Below are 15,983 nucleotides of genomic sequence, written 5' to 3' on the forward strand. Positions count from 1 at the left end.
AGTTGTGTTCGTCGGTGGGCTCTATGGACAAGGGTCAGGGAGAGCCCCCTAGGCCTTGACCGAGGCCACGAAGGCGTTCCAGGCGTCGGTGGGGAAGGCCAGGACCGGGCCCTCGACGTTCTTCGAGTCGCGGACCGCGAGTGCGGCGTCGGCGGGCAGCTTGACCTCCACGCAGGCGCCGTTGCCCGCCGAGTAGGAGGACTTCATCCACGTCTCCGAAGCGCCCTGAATCAGTGCCATGTCCACTCCTGTTGCGAGTTGCAGTTGCGAGTTGCGGTGATGCGGTGGTGCGTTTTCACGCCAACCTTCTCGGCTGATTGGCGTGATCGACGCTACCGGGCAACTGACCCCGCTGGAGTAGTCGTTCACTCGACCGGATGGCATATTCCAGACGAGCCTTCCAATGGAGTGGACCACGGTGTACGATCCGGCGCCTTCCGTCTCTACGACGTGGCGACGGCTCAGTCCGCGTACTTCTTCGCCACGTCCGCAATGTATTGCCGGGATTGCTCCACATTGAGGGACTGTGCCCGCAAATGCTCGTACATCACGGCGTACTTCTGCACGTCCGGCGCCTTCTCCAGGTACAGGTCGCTGGTGACGCCCTCCAGGTAGACCACACTGGAGTCGGCCGCGTCGGTGAACTCCAGGATCGCGTACTGCCCGTTGAGCCCAGGATGCGCGCCCACCTCGAACGGCAGCACCTGCACGGTGACATGGGGCAGCTGGGACATCTCGATCAGATGCTCCAGCTGCTCGCGCATCACCAGCTTGCCGCCGACGACCCGGCGCAGCGCCGCCTCGTCGAGCACCACCCACAGCCGAAGGGGGTTGTTCTCGGCGGTGATACGTTCCTGTCGGCGCATCCGCACCTGCACGCGCTTGTCGATGTCGGCCGGCGAGGTCTCCGGCAACGCGCCCTGGACGAGGGCCTCCGCGTAGGCGCGGGTCTGCAACAGACCGGTCACCAGCTGGGGTTCGTACACCCGCAGCGACTCGGCGTCGGTCTCCAGCCCGATGTAGACGCTGTACGGGATGTCCCCGAAGGTGTGCCACCATCCCTGCTGCCGGGAATCCCGGGCCATCTCCATCAGCGAGTCGACGATCCGCTGGTCCTCGACCTCGTACACCCCGCACAGGTCACGCACATCGCGCTGACTGATGCTTCTCCGGCCGTTCTCCAGCCGGCTGATCTTCGACTGCGAAACGAGCAGCCGCTCCGCAACTTCCTCGGCCGTCATGCCCTTGAGCTCGCGGAGCCTGCGCAGCTCCTGGCCCAGCCGGCGTCGCCTGACGGTGGGATTGACATTGGACGCCACGGGACGTGCACCTCCGGCTGCCTGCCTGTTTCCTTAACACTTTCCGTATCTGCTGCTGAGCAGACTGCCACCAAGGTGCTTTCTACCGCTGGGAAACGAAGGATATGCGGCGCGTGCACGTCAGTTCGCCACCGTCCGCCACCCGTTGGGGTGCCGCGGCCGGCGGCATGGACGCAGTCGAGCGGGACGGCGAGACCACGAGGATCTCACCGCCCCGCTCTGACCAGCGGCTCCCGAACCGGGTCTGGGGGACCGGAGTTACGGCTCGTACGGCTCACAGGGCCCGTACGGCCGGTACGGCCCGGTACAGCTCAGTGGACCACGGCACGTGCCATGGAACCGTGGCGCGGCTGCATCGGAACCCCACGAGCGGGTTCCGCCGCGGTCCTGGCACCGGCCGCACCCTGCCGTGCGGCGGTGGCGGCAGGTCCGCGGCGCGGCTGTGCGACCGCACCGTTCTGCACGTCCATCACGGCGTGCGCGACGAGCCCGCCCATCGGATCGTGCCGGATCAAGTCCCGCAGCCGGGAACGGGAAGAGCGTCCCTCGTTGCCCGGATACAGGTGCTTGCCCAGTCCGACGGCGTGCGCCAGGGCGGCGAGCGCCGCGGTCCGCGGGTCCGGCGGTACGCCGGTGCGGATCGCGGAATCCAGCCGGGCCCTGATCTCCCGGCTGATCTCGTTGTCCGTCGCCTGGTAGCGAGTCGTCGGCAGCACCCCGCACATCTGGCCCGGTACGGCGGCGACCATGCCGCACCGCTCCAGATGCGAGAGATACGTCTGACGGAGCCCCAGCCGGGGCCCGCCGATCCAATGGACGGCACGCACGGGAGCGCCACGCCTTCGCAGCAACTCCAACGCGCAGTCCAATGTCGGATCTCCAGTCGGCCGTGGGGCTACCACGGCGATACGATCCCCGTCTGGGGCTATCCGTCCGGCCAGCGCCAGCTCCACTAGCTGTGCACCGGCCAGACCGAGGTCGAGCGACTGCGGCTGCGCGGTGGTACCCGTGGCCGGGTCCAACGCCAGCAGCAGAAGCTCCTCCGGAAGTGTTCTGCGGCTCCTGCCCATCCATGCCTCCCCGCGTGGATGAATGACAGGGTGACCCCTCTCACATTGGTCTGTCGAGGGTGCGTGACCGGTTCGTGAGGGAACCGGTAGGTATGTCGTTCTCGTCTAGCCCAGGGGCCAAGCCCTCACACAGGACACTGGTACATGGTTCGGACAGGGCGCGCGGATGAACGTGCGGCGCAGGAGGAGGCATCGGTGGCGGGCGAGTCCCCCGACAGGTCGAAGCAGCGCGAGTCGTCGGCGGAACCGACGCCGGGGAGCGGGGGTTCGGTTCCCGAGGCCCGCGATCCGCGTCTCGCGGTCTCCAGGGAAAAGGATTCCGCGGATGCCGGTGGTGGGGTGGACACGGCGACGAAGGTCCTGACGGTCCCGGCCACCGCCAAGGCCGAGGCCGAGTCCGAGGCAGAGTCCGAGGACGCCGCTCTACAGGAAGCGGTGTCGGCCTGGGTACGGGACGCTGACGCGCCCGAGGCCGACGCCGGGGCCGGGGCCGGGACGGTTGCGGCCGCGAAGACAGCGGCCGACTCGGCCGAGGAGAACACCGGGGACGCGACGGCCGATTCCGACGGTGCCACTGAGGCGGACACCGCCACGGAGGCTACGGCGACCACAGCCGAGGACACCGAGGAGACCGCCGACGCGGTCACGAACGCGGGGGCGGACGCCGCCGAGGAGGAGAAGGCCGACGCCAAGGCTGACGCGCGCGAGAAGGCCGAGGCTGACGCGGACGCCGAGCCTGACACGGAAGAGGACGAGGCTGAGGCGAAGTCCGAGGGGACCGAGGGCGACGACGGCGCAGCCGAGGCATCCGAGGAGAGCGACAAGCCGGAAGCCGCCACCCCGGAGGGCGACAAGCCGCAAGCCGCCGATGGTGAGGACGCCCCACAGGGGCCACCCGCAGGCGACGACGAGACCCCCACGGGTGGTGCGGGCGGGAACGCGGACGCCGAAGGCGAAGCCGAGGCGAAGACCCCCGACGCGCCGCAGGCAACCCGTGCGGGTGGGAACCCGGACGCCGACGCCGACGCCGACGCGCCGCAGGCCATTGATCAGCCGACCGCCGTTTTCAAGGCCCCCCGCAAGCAGCCCCAGGTCGACCAGCCGACGACCATGCTCAAACTCGGCTCCGACCCCGAGCGGACCAGCAAGTTCGTCGCGCTGAAGCCGGATCTGCCGGATCTGAAGGGACCGAAGGAGCCGAAGGAGCCGAAGGGGCCGCAGGCCGACGTCACCACGCCCGTCCCCCAGGTCGGCCCCGAGCGCACCACTCAGCAGCCGCTCCCGCCCAAGCCTCCGCTGGACCTGCTGGCGGAGCTGACGAACACGCCGCCGCCCCCGGAGACCCCGGTCCGTACGCTCGTGCGCCGGGTCAAGATCTGGACCCCGCTGGTGCTGCTGCTGGCGATCGTCTTCGTCGTCGTACAGGCGCTGCGCCCGCTGCCGTCCCCCGCCCTCGCGCTCACCGCCAAGGGCAGCTACACCTTCCAGGGCGGTCAGGTGAACCTGCCCTGGCCGAGCGAGGGCCAGGGCTGGATGGACGGTGACGGCATCGGCACGATGGGCCACTTCGGCAACCAGACGCCGGTGGCGATCGGCTCGGTCGCCAAGACCATGACCGCGTACATCATCCTGCGCGACCACCCGCTGAAGCCGGGCGAAGAAGGCCCGAAGATCAAGGTGGACGCGCAGGCGCAGAAGGAGGGCGGCTACGACAAGAGCGGCGGCGAGTCCACCCTCAACACCGTCAAGGCCGGCGACTACCTCACCGAGAAGCAGGCCCTGTCGGCCGTCATGATCCCCTCCGCCAACAACATCGCCCGGCTGCTCGCGCGTTGGGACGCGGGCTCGGAGGCGGCGTTCGTGAAGAAGATGAATGCCACCGCCACGGAGCTGGGGATGACGAACACGACGTACACCGACCCCTCGGGGCTGACGGCGTCCACCGTCTCCACGGCCGAGGACCAGGTGAAGCTCGGTCGCGCGGTCGTGCGGGTCCCCGCCCTGGTCGCCATCACCAGCGCGGCGAGCTGGACGGACCCCTCCGGCCACAACTGGTCCAACGTGAACGAGCTGCCGTACCTCATCGGCGCGATCGGCATCAAGACCGGCAGCACCACCGCGGCCGGCGGCAACCTGCTCTTCGCCTCCCGCAAGACGGTCGGCGGGCAGACGGTGACGATCGTCGGCGCGATCCTGGGCCAGCACAAGCCGTCGATCATCGAAACGGTCAACGCGGTCAGCAAGACCGCGCTGCTCGCCGCCCAGGACGCGCTGACCTCGGCGAAGATCCTCAAGAAGGGTGACGTGGTCGGCTACGTGGACGACCAGCTCGGCGGGCACACCCCCGTCGTGGTCACCAAGGACGTCTCCGCGGTCGGCTGGTCCGGGCTGGAGGTGAAGCTGTCCTTCACCTCCGCCACCGTGCCGAACACCGCGAAGGCGGGCACCACCGTGGCCAAGCTCACGGTGGGTGACGGCTCGGGCGGAGCGGTGGAGATCCCGGTCGCCCTGCAGCAGGATCTGACCGAGCCCGGTTTCGGCGCGAAGCTCACCCGTCTGGGCTGACCTCACCCCCTCGCCCGGCCCCACGCGCCCCGCTACGGAGCCCCACCCGGGAGCCCCGTGGCAGCGCGAGTGAGCCGAAGGGGCGCGCCGGTGTCGAGAGTGTGAGCGCGCGGAGGCCCGAAGGGCTGAGCACGGTCGCGCTCTCGACACCGGCTGAGGCGTCCCGGAGGCGAGCCGCGCCATAAAAAGGCGCGCGTGCTAGCGTCACGAATCGGGGCAGGTCGCCGGTCTCGGGACAGGGCGGCGAACTGGACGAGAAGCGGCCGGGAACACCGAGGAACCCTCGGGGAACGCGGCCGAGAACAGAAGACGGGACACGGGGAGTGCCTTCAGGTGGCCACAGCGGAGCCGACACGCGCCGACGACGCCGATCCGGGCCCGGGAACCGCCCCGGGAGCCGGGCCGGGGTCCGGCCCGCGAATACGCCTGTCCAAGGCTGACCCGAACGGCCCTACGAGCCCCACCGGCCGGGTCGCGCGTCTCCTCGTCGCCCTCGAACCCCTGCGGCAGCGCATGCTCCGGCACCCCGTGCTGTCGGTCACCGCGCTCGCGGGTGTCCTGCACATCGTCTGGTTCTTCACGTTCGCGAACAGCGGTGGCGATCTCGCGGCGCAGGACGCCTGGGCGGAGTTCGTCGGCCGGCACCCGGACTCGGCGTACAACCTCGCCTGGTACGGCGGCATGCACCCGGTGTCGTACAGCGTCGTCTCGCCGTATCTGATGGCCGTCCTCGGTGTCCGTACGACGATGATGATCGCCGGGACCGTGTCGGCGGGCCTGCTGACCCTGGTCCTGATCCGCAGCCGGGTGGTGAAGAACCCCCTGTGGGCCTCGCTCGCCGGGGTCGTCGCGCTCCTCGCCAACGCGGTGTCGGGCCGGGTGACCTTCGGGCTCGGCACGATGTTCGCGCTCGGCGCGGTCGCGGCCGTGTTCTGCTGGCCGCGCAAGTGGCGGCACAAACGCTGGGCGAAGGCCGCGGTGGCCGCCCCGCTGGCCGGGCTGTCCACCATGGCCTCGCCGGTCTCGGGGCTGTTCGTCGGCTTCGTCGCGGTCGCGCTGTTCCTGCAGAAGCGGCGGCCGGGCGCGTGGGCGCTGGGGCTCGCCCCGACGGCGGTGGTCGCCGCGTCGTACTTCCTCTTCCCCTTCTCCGGCACCCAGCCGATGACGTTCGGCTCGGTGGTCATGCCGCTGCTGTACGGCCTGCTGTGTCTGTTCCTGGTGCCGAAGCAGTGGAGGACCGTACGGCTGACGGCCGGCGTCTACAGCCTCTCCGTGGTGCTGGTGTGGCTGATCAGCTCGCAGATCGGGTCGAACATCTCGCGGCTGCCGATGCTGATCGGGGGTGCCACGCTGATCGCGGCGCTGCCGTTCCAGGTGCCGAAGTCGCGCAAGTGGTATCTGACCGTGCTGGCGTTCCTGGGCTTCCTCGGCTGGATCGGCTACAAGTCGGTCGACGACATCATCCACACCACCCCGGCCGCGTCCTGGGCGCGGGAGCTCGCGCCGCTGGTGAACCAGCTGCAGAAGGTCGGCGCCGAGAAGGGCCGGGTGGAGGTCGTCCCGGCACGCTCGCACCGCGAGGCGTCCGCGCTCGCGCCGTACGTCAACCTGGCGCGGGGCTGGAACCGGCAGGCCGACATGGAGCGCAATCCGCTCTTCTACGACGACACGCTCAACTCGGCGGACTATCACGAGTGGCTCCAGCGGTGGGCCGTGCACTTCGTGGTGCTGCCGAAGGACAACCCGGACGGGGACGGCGGCGAGCGGGAGCGCGCGCTGCTGCAGCGCGGGATGCCGTATCTGACGCAGATCTGGGGCGACGCCAACTGGCAGCTGTTCAAGGTGACGGATCCGGCGCCGCTCGCCGAGCCGAACGCGGTGGTGGACCGGGCCGAGCAGGGCGAGATGACGCTGGAGGTGCGCAAGGCCGGGCGGATCCTGATCAAGATCCCGTACTCGCCGTGGCTGAGCATCGTCGACGCGCACGGCAAGAGCCTGAAGCCGCCGCAGGAGACGGAGGCCTCCAAGCACCGGCCCGAGGGCACACCGAAGTCGTACACCAACGTCAACGGGTGTCTGATGGAGACACCGCAGGACGCCAAGGGCGACAAGTGGACGATGCTGCTGGCACCGAAGGCGGGGACCTACCGGCTGGCGGCGCCGTACCAGCTGCCCCGGGGCACCCCGTGCCCGGACGAGCTCAAGACACGGTGACGTTCAGCGGTGACGGTCAGCGGAGCCGGTCGACGTACCGGTCCGTGCCCGGCACCGTCGGGATGAACGGGGCCATGAGCTCGACCCGGCCCAGGCCCGACTCGGTCACCTGGTCGTCCAGCCCCCTGAAATGCTCCTCCCAGCACTCCCCCGGCTCGGCCTCCAGGAACCACAGGAGGGTCAGGCGGGTGTCCGTGCCCTCGACCTGCTTGACGTAGGTCATGCGGTCGCCGGGCAGGGGGGTGGGGCGGAAGAGCGTCACCATCGCGGCCGGGGAGCCGGCGAGGCGGCGCGGGAGGTGGCGGGTGCGCAGCCACTCCAGGAGCCGCGGGCGCTGCTCGGGCTCGTGGGCGTCGACGACCTCCAGGACCAGGCCGGCGTAGGGATGGTCGAGGGCGTGGAAGTCCCTCGGTCCGGCGGCGCCGTCGCGGTAGACCGTCGTCTCGTGGTCCTGGAAGGCCGTGAACACGTGGGTGCGGTCGTGGTAGACGCGGGCGTCGCGGTTGAGGCGCTTGTTGATGGCGACGGTCCACCTCATGTGGTCGTCGTAGCGGCCGGCGGTGATCCAGTACGTGGAGAGGTAGCAGCCGGCGGTGACGGGCTGGGCGATCGCCGACTTCTCGGGGTAGCGGAGCAGTTGCAGCTCCCGTGTCGCCACCCAGCGCCGTCCCGCGTACATCCAGGGCATGGCCATCGCGCCGGCGTAGTAGTGGTCGTCCTCGTACCAGCGGTTGTAGGCGTACTCGTGCCCGGGGTGCGGCTCGACCATGGTGATCAGGGCGTGGCCGGGGCGGACGCCGTAGGGGCCCAGGGCGGCCAGTTCGGCGTACACCTCGCTGCGGGTCTCTTCGCTCATGGCGGTTCCCCTTTCCTGCGGTCGGCCATACTCTGACGCTCCGTCAGATAAAGCGCCAGACCGCGGGAGGCACCGATGTCCCTGCTCGCAGGCAAGACAGTGGTCGTATCGGGAGTCGGCGCCGGGCTGGGGCATCAGGTCGCCGCGGCCGTCGTACGGGACGGCGGGAACGCCGTCCTGGGCGCGCGCACCGAGGCGAACCTCGCCAAGAGCGCGGCGGAGATCGATCCGGCCGGCGCGCACACGGCGTACCGGGCCACGGACATCACCGACGAGGGGCAGTGCGCGGCGCTGGCCGCGCTGGCGCGGGAGCGGTTCGGCGGGATCGACGCGGTGGCGCACGTGGCCGCCTGGGACTCCTACTTCGGCGGGGTCGAGGACGCGGACTTCGCGACCTGGCAGTCGGTCATCGACGTGAACCTGCTCGGGACGCTGCGGATGACGCGCGCGTGCCTGCCGGCGCTGCGGGCGGGCGGGGGCGGGTCCGTCGTATTCATCGGGACCCAGTCGGCGGTCGCGGCGCCCTCGCAGGTGCGGCAGGCGGCGTACGCCGCGTCGAAGGGGGCGCTGACGAGCGCGATGTACTCGCTGGCGCGGGAGCTCGGGCCGCACCGGATCCGGGTCAACACCGTGCTGCCGGGCTGGATGTGGGGGCCGCCGGTGCAGGCGTACGTACGGTTCACCGCGCAGACGGAGGGGGTGCCGGAGGCGGAGGTGCTGGGGCGGCTGACCGAGCGGATGGCACTGCCGGACCTGGCGACGGACGGGGATGTGGCGGACGCGGTGGCGTTCCTGGCCTCGGACCGGGCGCGGGCGATCACGGGGCAGTCGCTGCTGGTGAACGCGGGTGAGCTGATGCGATAGCGGGTCACGTCGCGTCCATATCGCTGTCCATATCGCCGCCCCATCGCAGTTCATATCACTGAACGGCGGTCATCAAGCAGAACGATTTTACCGTGACTTGACCTGACGCTTGCTTGTCGTGTCCATGCGATCACGCCCACGATCGAGCCCATGAACAGTCTCGACTGGGCCGTGCTCATCGGCTACTTCGGTGTGATGGTCGCGATCGGCGTCTGGTCACACAAGCGCGTGGACAACGTCTCCGACTTCTTCACGGCCGGCGGCAAGATGCCCTGGTGGCTGTCCGGCATCTCGCACCACATGTCGGGCTACAGCGCGGTCATGTTCACCGGGTACGCGGGTATCGCCTACACCTACGGCGTCACCTCCTTCGTCACCTGGTCCTTCCCCATCGCGCTGGGCATCGCCATCGGGTCGAAGCTGTTCGCACCGCGCATCAACCGGCTGCGCTCCCGGCTCCATGTGGCCTCCCCGCTGGAGTACCTGAAGAACCGTTACAACCTCCGCACCCAGCAGGCGCTCGCCTGGTCCGGCATGCTGCTGAAGATCGTGGACGTGGGCGCCAAGTGGGCGGCCATCGCCACCCTGCTGTCGGTGTTCACCGGGGTCTCCCTGAATCAGGGCATCCTCATCACCGGCGCGATCACGGCCGTGTACTGCACGATCGGCGGCCTGTGGGCGGACGCGCTGACCGAACTCGGCCAGTTCGTGATCCAGTTGCTGGCCGGCGTCTCCATGTTCGTGGCGGCCGTCCTGAAGCTGAACGACCAGCACATCGACTTCTTCGACGCCTGGAACCAGCCGGCCCTGCACGGCCACGGCAAGCCGCTCGTCGGCCCCTACGGCACGGTCTTCCTCCTGGCCTTCCTCTTCATCAAGTTGTTCGAGTACAACGGCGGCATGCTCAACCAGGCCCAGCGCTACATGGCCACGGGCAGCGCGTACGAGGCCGAGCGCGGCGCCCGGCTGTCGGCGGCCCTGTGGCTGATCTGGCCGGTGGTCCTGTTCTTCCCGATGTGGATGTCCCCGCTCCTGGTCCACGCCCAGAAGCCGGACGGCTCCGACTCCTACGGCCTGATGACCGAACAGCTCCTGCCGCACGGCCTGTTGGGCCTGGTCATCGTCGGCTTCTTCTCCCACACCATGGCGATGTGCTCCTCCGACGCCAACGCCATCGCGGCGGTCTTCACCCGCGACGTGGCACCGGTGCTGTCGCAGCGGGCGCGGGCGTGGTCGGAGCGGGCGGGCCTGATCGCGGCCCGGGTGACGACGGTGGTCTTCCTCGGTCTGTCGATGGCGGTGGCGACACAGGTCAACTCCCCCGCGTTCAAAGACATCATCACGGTCGTCATCAAGTGGGTGGCCGGCCTGATGGGCCCGATCGCCATCCCCATGATGCTGGGTCTGCTCCGCCCCTTCCGCCGCTCCGGCCCCACCGCGGCCCTCACCAGCTGGGCGGCCGGCCTGCTCGCCTTCTGGCTGGTCAACTACCCCATCAACTGGAACGTCTCCGGCGGAGTCCCCCTCCAGTACCAGGTCTCGGTCCCGCTGGCGGTGTCGCTGGTCCTGTACATCGCCATCGGCTATGTGAAGCCGGAGGACACCCCGGAGCGGCTCGCGGTCATCGAGAAGGTCAACTCGGACGGGGGCGGAGTGGCGGCGGTGCCGGTGCCCGCGAGCGCCGGGGACGACGTGATCGGGGCACCGGCGGCGGACTAGGCGTTACGGCTGCGGTGGTACCTCACGCACCAGCCGCGAGGTCCACGGGCACCAGACGAGGCCGGGCAGGAAGGCCCCGCCAGCCTCGTCGAGGTGGTCCTCCACGTACTGCGGGGACGCGTCGCAGACCTCGATGGCGACGTCGAAGAAGCGGATGGTGTCGGGGTTGAGGTGATAGCTCCACGGCGGGTTGTAGGGCGCCGGGCGCTTGACGATGCGCCCCAGGACATGGGGCTCGTCCCTGGTCTCGCCGCTGAGGAGTTCACGGGCGTGCTGGATCTGCGCCGGGTCGGTCAGCTCGATGGTGAACCTTTCCTTGGGGGCGCCCTCGACGACGAAGTACGCCCGCTCGTCGGCTGCCTTCGCGGGTGCGGCGTGGGCGGCGGTCAGGGCGAGAAGGCCTGCGGCGGCGAGTCCGGCGAGCTTGGTGAGCTGTCGGCGCACAGATGTCTCCTGTGGGGGTGAGAAGAGAGATGAGAGCGGAACGTAATCTTCTGGTTCCGCTCCCCAAGGTATCCACATGGAGACACTGTGTGACCAGACCGGAGAGGCGAACCCTCTTCTGTGTGTACGAAGCCGGGTAAACCCGGCGCTTTAGGCGGAGTTGGCGCGCGTCGGCCGTCCGGGACGCTACCGCGGGTATCTCGCCAGCCACCCCGGCGACGACCCGGCCGGACCATGCAATGCAGGCCCCTGAGTCATCTCCATCGCGAAGTCGTCGGCCAGTTCCAGGAGGGTCGGGCGGCCCTCCAGTTCGGTCAGCCAGGCCGGCGGGAGGGCCGTTTCGCCGTGGAGGGCGCCGAGCAGACCGCCGGTGAGGGCGCCCGCCGCCGCCGAGGGCCCGCCCTGGTTCACCGCCAGACACAGCCCGTGCCGCACGTCCTCCCCCACCAGTGCGCAGTACACCGACGCCGCCAGCAGCCCGTCCGCCGTACCGTCCCCGGCCAGCTCCTCCACCCGCGTCGGGCTCGGGATGCCCTGGCGTACGGCACCCAGGGCGTGCTGAAGGGCGTCCGCGACGGGCTGGTACCCGGGGCGGTTGGAGAGCAGGCCGAGGGCGCGCTGGACGGCGCCGTCGAGGCTCTCACCCCGGGCCAGCGCGTGCACGATCACGGCGTACGCGCCCGCCGACAGGTAGGCGATCGGGTGCCCGTGGCTCTGCGCCGCGCACTCCATCGCCAGCTGTGCGACGAGCTGCGGCTCCCAGCCGACCAGCAGCCCGAACGGCGCCGAGCGCGCGACCGCCTCCGGCCCCAGCTCGCCCGGGCTCTTGGGCGCCTCCAGCGTGCCCATCGTCTCGTCGCCGAAACCGATGAGCAGGGCCCGGCTGGGCTCCCGGCGGGCGTACAGCCACTCCTCGCGGGCCAGCCAGCCGTCGTCCTTACGGCGCTCGTCGGGCCCCCAGTCCCGCTGGGTCGCCGCCCAGCGCAGATACGCCCGGTGCACATCGGTCGGCGGATGCCAGGCGCCGGTGTCCCGGCGTACCTGGGCGCGTATCAGCCCGTCCACTGTGAAGAGGGTGAGCTGGGTGTGGTGCGTGACCGTGCCGCGCCGGCCGTGCCCGAAGGCGAGGTCCAGCAGGCCCTCGGGGCCGTAGGCGGCCCGGATCTCCTCCAGGGACAGCGGATCGGCGGGCCCGCCCAGCGCGTCGCCCACGGCCACCCCGAGCAGGGTGCCGCGCACCCTGCTACGGAAGTCCTGCTGCTCGGCTCGTCCCCAGACGGCACCGGATGTCGTACCCACCGAGACCTCCTCACGGCACCGTCCGTCCGTACGACGCTCAGCACTGTAATCGACGGGGAACGGTCCGTTCACGGGGGCAAACCCGCCCCCATGGGTCATTCCCGCCCAGCCACCAGCGCTTCGACCCCGTCGAGGATCCGGTCCAGCCCGAAGTCGAGCGGATCGACACCGGCCGGGTCGAAGACACCCTCCGCGATCGCCTTGGTGAGGGCCGGGAAGCGGTCGGCGTGCCGGGCGAGCAGCTCGCCGCCGAGCCGGTCCCACTCCGCGTCCTCCTCGGCGTCGTAGTCGCCGCGCTGCTGGGCGATGTTGCGGACGAGTCCGATGAGCAGCAGGAAGACCTGGTGGCGCTGGGCCGCGCCGAGGCCCGTGGGCTCCAGGGCGGCGAGCGCGGTGTCCAGCCAGCGCAGCTCGCAGGGGCCCATGAGCCGGCGGCGCATCGCGGTGGCGCCGAGCAGCCAGGGGTGAGCGGCGTAGACGTGGGCGCACTGCCGGGTCCACGCCCGTACGGCCGCCCGCCAGTCCCCGTCCCGGACCCCCGCGAGCTCCGGGGCGTCGGCCAGCACGGACTCCACCATCAGCGCGACGAGTTCGGTCTTGCCGGGGACGTAGCGGTACAGGGCCATCGCGGAGACGCCGAAGCCGGCCGCCACCCTGCTCATGGAGACCGCGTCCAGCCCTTCCGCGTCGGCGAGTTCGGCGGCGGCCGCGGCGATGCGCTCCGGCGACAGCTTCGGCTTGGGCCCGCGCGTGGGCTTCTCCTGCTCGCCCCACAACAGCGCGAGGGTCGTTCGCGGATCGCGGGGCCCGTCCTGCTGCTCCTTGTTCCGTCCGGCGTTCCGTCCGGCCACGAGGTCCCTCCCATTCGGCTTCGGCGAAGCCTGTTGACTCCGCCAGACAACTGTATATACCGTAAACACCAACAGCTGACGGCATAAACAGTTTAGGGGGAACACCATGCTGCTGACCTACCGCGCCCTCAAGCGCCGGGCGAACGCGAAGAAGCTGGAGATCCGGACGCCGAACGGCATCGACGAGGCGTCGTACGTCCGGATCGGCGGCATCGACCAGTGGATCTCGATCCGCGGCGAGGACCGCTCGAACCCCGTGATCCTGGAGATCCACGGCGGCCCCGGCGCGTCCAACCTGATCTTCATCCCGCGCACCCGCACCTGGGAGCGGCACTTCACGATCGTCCGCTGGGACATGCGCGGCGCGGGCAGGACCTTCGCGGCGACCGGCCCGGACGGGCAGGGCGAGATGACCCTGGACCGCCTCTACGCCGACGCCCTGGAGGTCACGGCCCACATCCGCGCCCGCCTCGGCGTCGACAAGGTGCTGCTGGTCGCCAACAGCTTCGGCTCGGTCACCGGCCTGCGGCTGGCCCGCAACCACCCCGAGCTGTACTCGGCGTACGTGGGCACCGACCAGAACATCATCGGCGGCGGCCGGGACTCCTCCGCCTACGAGGCACTGCTGGCCCGGCTGGAGAAGGCGGGGAAGCGGAAGGAACGGGCGAAGGTGGCGGCGATGGGCCCCGACCGCGCGGCCTGGACCGCCGAGCAGTGGTCGGAGTACGCCAAGACCGTCGTCACAACGGACCCCCTCACCTACGACACGATGAAGACGGTGGTGATCCGCTCCCTCTGGTTCTCCCCGCTCCACACCCTCCGCGGCCTGCGCGCGTACCTGAAGGGCATGACCTTCTCCGAGCAGCTCGGCCCGCAGGCCATGACGATCGACGAGTACGCCGAGGGCACCGCCTTCCGCCTCCCCTTCTTCCTCTTCCAGGGCGACAGCGACGTCCTCACCCCACCGGAGCCGGCCCAGCGCTACTACGAGGCGGTCACGGCCCCCGTGAAGGACTTCGCCCTGATCCGGAACGCCAGCCACTTCGCGTCTTTCCGGCACCCGGAGCAGTTCCTGGACCTGATGCTGACGAAGGTGCGGCCGGTGGTGACGGGGGAGGTGACGGGGGAGGCGGTGGGGCGCTGAGGACAGAGCGTCAGAGACCAGCTTCCGCCTAGGCCGCCTCCCGAATCGCTCGGATCTCAGCGATGGCCGCCGCCGGGTCTTCCTCCCCTGCATCCACAATCCGCTCCAACTCCCTCAGCCGGGCCGCACGTTCCGGCATCCGGTGTCAGCTCGGGCACGGGCCGTCAGGCCTTGGGCAGGAAGCCGTGGTCCCGCAGTTCCTGGAGGGCGGCGGCGATCTCGAACTCGCTCTCCGGGAGCTGCTCCACCAGTGTCCTGACGCTGATGGGGGTGCCTTCGGGCAGGGAGCGGATGTGGACGCCGAGGCCGATGGCCATGCCGGACAAGCCCGGATGCAGGGCGAGGTCCTCATGACCCGAGAAGGCGCGCACCGCCTTGGGGGTGGGCCGGTACCGGTAGACCAGCGGCTTGTACTGGTAGGTCATCGCGAAATGCTCCTCTCTCGAAGGGTTACGGCCGGTCAAGCCGCTCTCTCGGACGGTGCCCGGCAGTCACGGCACCGTCCGGGTTGTGCCGACCGGAAGGCCCGGTCGCAGCCGTCGCAGGTCTGAAGTGGATCCGGGCGTGAGGACGACACTGCGGGCATGTCGCGCGGGACCGGGGGCCGGGTCGGCAACTGGGGAGGCAGTTGGGCGGTGAGGCGATGGGCCAGGAAGGCCGCCGGGTGCTTGATCCGCCCCTTGGGCAGGCCTGTGGTGAGCGCGCGTACGACGGCCGCGGGTGGTACACCCCGCTCCAGCCACTTGGTGACGAGCGGCGCCAGGCGTTGTACGTCCCGCTCGCTGAGGATCAGACGGGAGTCGTACGCGCGGAGCCCGGCGAGCAGCTCGACGGCCTTGCCCGAGGGCGCGGGCGCCGGGGCCTTCGGTGGGGCGGGGGTGGAGACGGCGGCCGGCTCGGGACCCCGTGCGGCCTCGACCATTGCGTGACGCGGCCTGTTGTACGAGTACGTCCGGGTCACCACCTGGCCCGACTCAAGCCGCTCCCTGTTGCGCCAGTGCCACCCGTGCTCCTCCAGCTCACGCAGGGCGGAGGCGATGCTGATCTCTCCCTCGGGCAACTGGTCGGCCAGCGCCTTGATGCCGACCGGGGTGCCTTCCGGCAGTGACTGGATGTAGCTCCCGATGCCCTTCGCCAGCGTGGACAGCTCCGGATGCTGGAGCAGTTCGTTGCTGATCACGGTGAAGTTCCCGTCCAGGCGTTCCTTCACATGGGTGACACCGTACGGGGAACGGGAGGACTTGGCGGGCGGGCGCGCGTTACGCTGCTTGTACGTCATCGGGAAGGGCCTCTTCCTCGGTGATCAGGCCCTCGCACTGGGATTGCCGTCCCGGCGGGGGCCGATGCATGTCTGGACTTGCTGTCGTTGCCGACGCTGCACCACAACTGCCCCGCCGCGCCAGTTGCGTTGGGCATATTCACTCCGGAGGGTGAGCTCCGGGGGCGGTGGGGGTGGGTTGGGTTGGTTCTTTCCCCGGTTCTTCGGTCTTTGGCGTCGGGCGCCACCGGGTCACGGCCCACCGCGACCCGGTACGAGTTCCGCCCAGACCGTCTTGGCCCCCGCCGGCGCCTCCGCCACACCCCAGCGGTCCGCGTACGCCGCCACGATCCGTAAACCCCGGCCGCCTTCCGCGTCCT

14 protein-coding genes are annotated in these 15,983 nt (G+C 70.1%); 5 read left to right on the forward strand and 9 right to left on the reverse strand.

Annotation, left to right across the window (positions count from 1 at the left end):
• Positions 1-48: 48 nt before the first annotated feature.
• The 3 genes from LE548_RS17555 to LE548_RS17565 all read right to left on the reverse strand — a co-directional run bounded on the left by LE548_RS17555 (position 49) and on the right by LE548_RS17565 (position 2,389).
• The gene (locus LE548_RS17555; protein ID WP_225097807.1) at positions 49-240 is read right to left on the reverse strand and encodes a DUF397 domain-containing protein; all 192 of its coding nucleotides are present in this window, start codon (positions 238-240) and stop codon (positions 49-51) included.
• A 221-nt stretch (positions 241-461) separates the two neighbouring features.
• Positions 462-1,319: a helix-turn-helix transcriptional regulator gene (locus LE548_RS17560; protein WP_225097808.1), complete on the reverse strand. Its 858-nt coding sequence runs from the start codon at positions 1,317-1,319 to the stop codon at positions 462-464.
• A 311-nt stretch (positions 1,320-1,630) separates the two neighbouring features.
• Positions 1,631-2,389 (reverse strand): GPP34 family phosphoprotein, encoded by a 759-nt coding sequence (locus LE548_RS17565; RefSeq protein WP_225097809.1) that lies wholly within the window; start codon positions 2,387-2,389, stop codon positions 1,631-1,633.
• A 195-nt stretch (positions 2,390-2,584) separates the two neighbouring features.
• Here LE548_RS17565 and LE548_RS17570 point away from each other — a divergent pair, with 195 nt between their 5' ends.
• Together LE548_RS17570 and LE548_RS17575 are read left to right on the forward strand one after the other, a co-directional pair.
• Complete coding sequence (locus LE548_RS17570; protein ID WP_225097810.1) at positions 2,585-4,954, forward strand: D-alanyl-D-alanine carboxypeptidase; 2,370 nt, start codon at positions 2,585-2,587, stop codon at positions 4,952-4,954.
• A gap of 333 nt (positions 4,955-5,287) precedes the next feature.
• Positions 5,288-7,168: an MFS transporter gene (locus tag LE548_RS17575; protein ID WP_225097811.1), complete on the forward strand. Its 1,881-nt coding sequence runs from the start codon at positions 5,288-5,290 to the stop codon at positions 7,166-7,168.
• 16 nt (positions 7,169-7,184) lie between these two features.
• On the opposite strand, the gene LE548_RS17580 is transcribed toward LE548_RS17575, so the two are convergent.
• Complete coding sequence (locus LE548_RS17580; protein ID WP_225097812.1) at positions 7,185-8,024, reverse strand: hypothetical protein; 840 nt, start codon at positions 8,022-8,024, stop codon at positions 7,185-7,187.
• Positions 8,025-8,099: 75 nt separating this feature from the next.
• On the opposite strand from LE548_RS17580, the gene LE548_RS17585 reads away from it, so the two are divergent.
• On the forward strand, positions 8,100-8,888 hold the full coding sequence (locus tag LE548_RS17585; protein WP_225097813.1) for an SDR family oxidoreductase: 789 nt from the start codon (positions 8,100-8,102) through the stop codon (positions 8,886-8,888).
• 150 nt (positions 8,889-9,038) lie between these two features.
• Positions 9,039-10,607 carry a sodium:solute symporter family protein gene (locus tag LE548_RS17590; RefSeq protein ID WP_225097814.1) on the forward strand — a complete coding sequence of 523 codons (1,569 nt, stop codon included), beginning with the start codon at positions 9,039-9,041 and terminating at the stop codon, positions 10,605-10,607.
• Between the two features lie 3 nt (positions 10,608-10,610).
• On the opposite strand, the gene LE548_RS17595 is transcribed toward LE548_RS17590, so the two are convergent.
• The 3 genes from LE548_RS17595 to LE548_RS17605 form a co-directional block, all read right to left on the reverse strand.
• Positions 10,611-11,051 carry a calmodulin-binding protein gene (locus LE548_RS17595; protein ID WP_225097815.1) on the reverse strand — a complete coding sequence of 147 codons (441 nt, stop codon included), beginning with the start codon at positions 11,049-11,051 and terminating at the stop codon, positions 10,611-10,613.
• A gap of 186 nt (positions 11,052-11,237) precedes the next feature.
• The gene (locus LE548_RS17600; protein WP_225097816.1) at positions 11,238-12,350 is read right to left on the reverse strand and encodes an ADP-ribosylglycohydrolase family protein; all 1,113 of its coding nucleotides are present in this window, start codon (positions 12,348-12,350) and stop codon (positions 11,238-11,240) included.
• Positions 12,351-12,445: 95 nt separating this feature from the next.
• Complete coding sequence (locus LE548_RS17605; protein WP_225097817.1) at positions 12,446-13,201, reverse strand: TetR/AcrR family transcriptional regulator; 756 nt, start codon at positions 13,199-13,201, stop codon at positions 12,446-12,448.
• 106 nt (positions 13,202-13,307) lie between these two features.
• On the opposite strand from LE548_RS17605, the gene LE548_RS17610 reads away from it, so the two are divergent.
• A complete protein-coding gene (locus LE548_RS17610; protein ID WP_225097818.1) occupies positions 13,308-14,345 on the forward strand; it encodes an alpha/beta fold hydrolase in 1,038 nt (345 codons plus the stop codon).
• 164 nt (positions 14,346-14,509) lie between these two features.
• On the opposite strand, the gene LE548_RS17615 is transcribed toward LE548_RS17610, so the two are convergent.
• Both LE548_RS17615 and LE548_RS17620 read right to left on the reverse strand, forming a co-directional pair.
• Positions 14,510-14,770, reverse strand: a complete 261-nt coding sequence (locus LE548_RS17615) for a helix-turn-helix domain-containing protein (protein ID WP_225097819.1) — start codon at positions 14,768-14,770, stop codon at positions 14,510-14,512.
• A gap of 35 nt (positions 14,771-14,805) precedes the next feature.
• Positions 14,806-15,624, reverse strand: coding sequence for a helix-turn-helix domain-containing protein (locus tag LE548_RS17620; RefSeq protein WP_225097820.1), 819 nt, complete (start codon positions 15,622-15,624; stop codon positions 14,806-14,808).
• Positions 15,625-15,983 lie beyond the last annotated feature (359 nt).

It is taken from the genome of Streptomyces sp. CoH27, from assembly GCF_020181035.1.
GTDB lineage: Bacteria > Actinomycetota > Actinomycetes > Streptomycetales > Streptomycetaceae > Streptomyces > Streptomyces camelliae.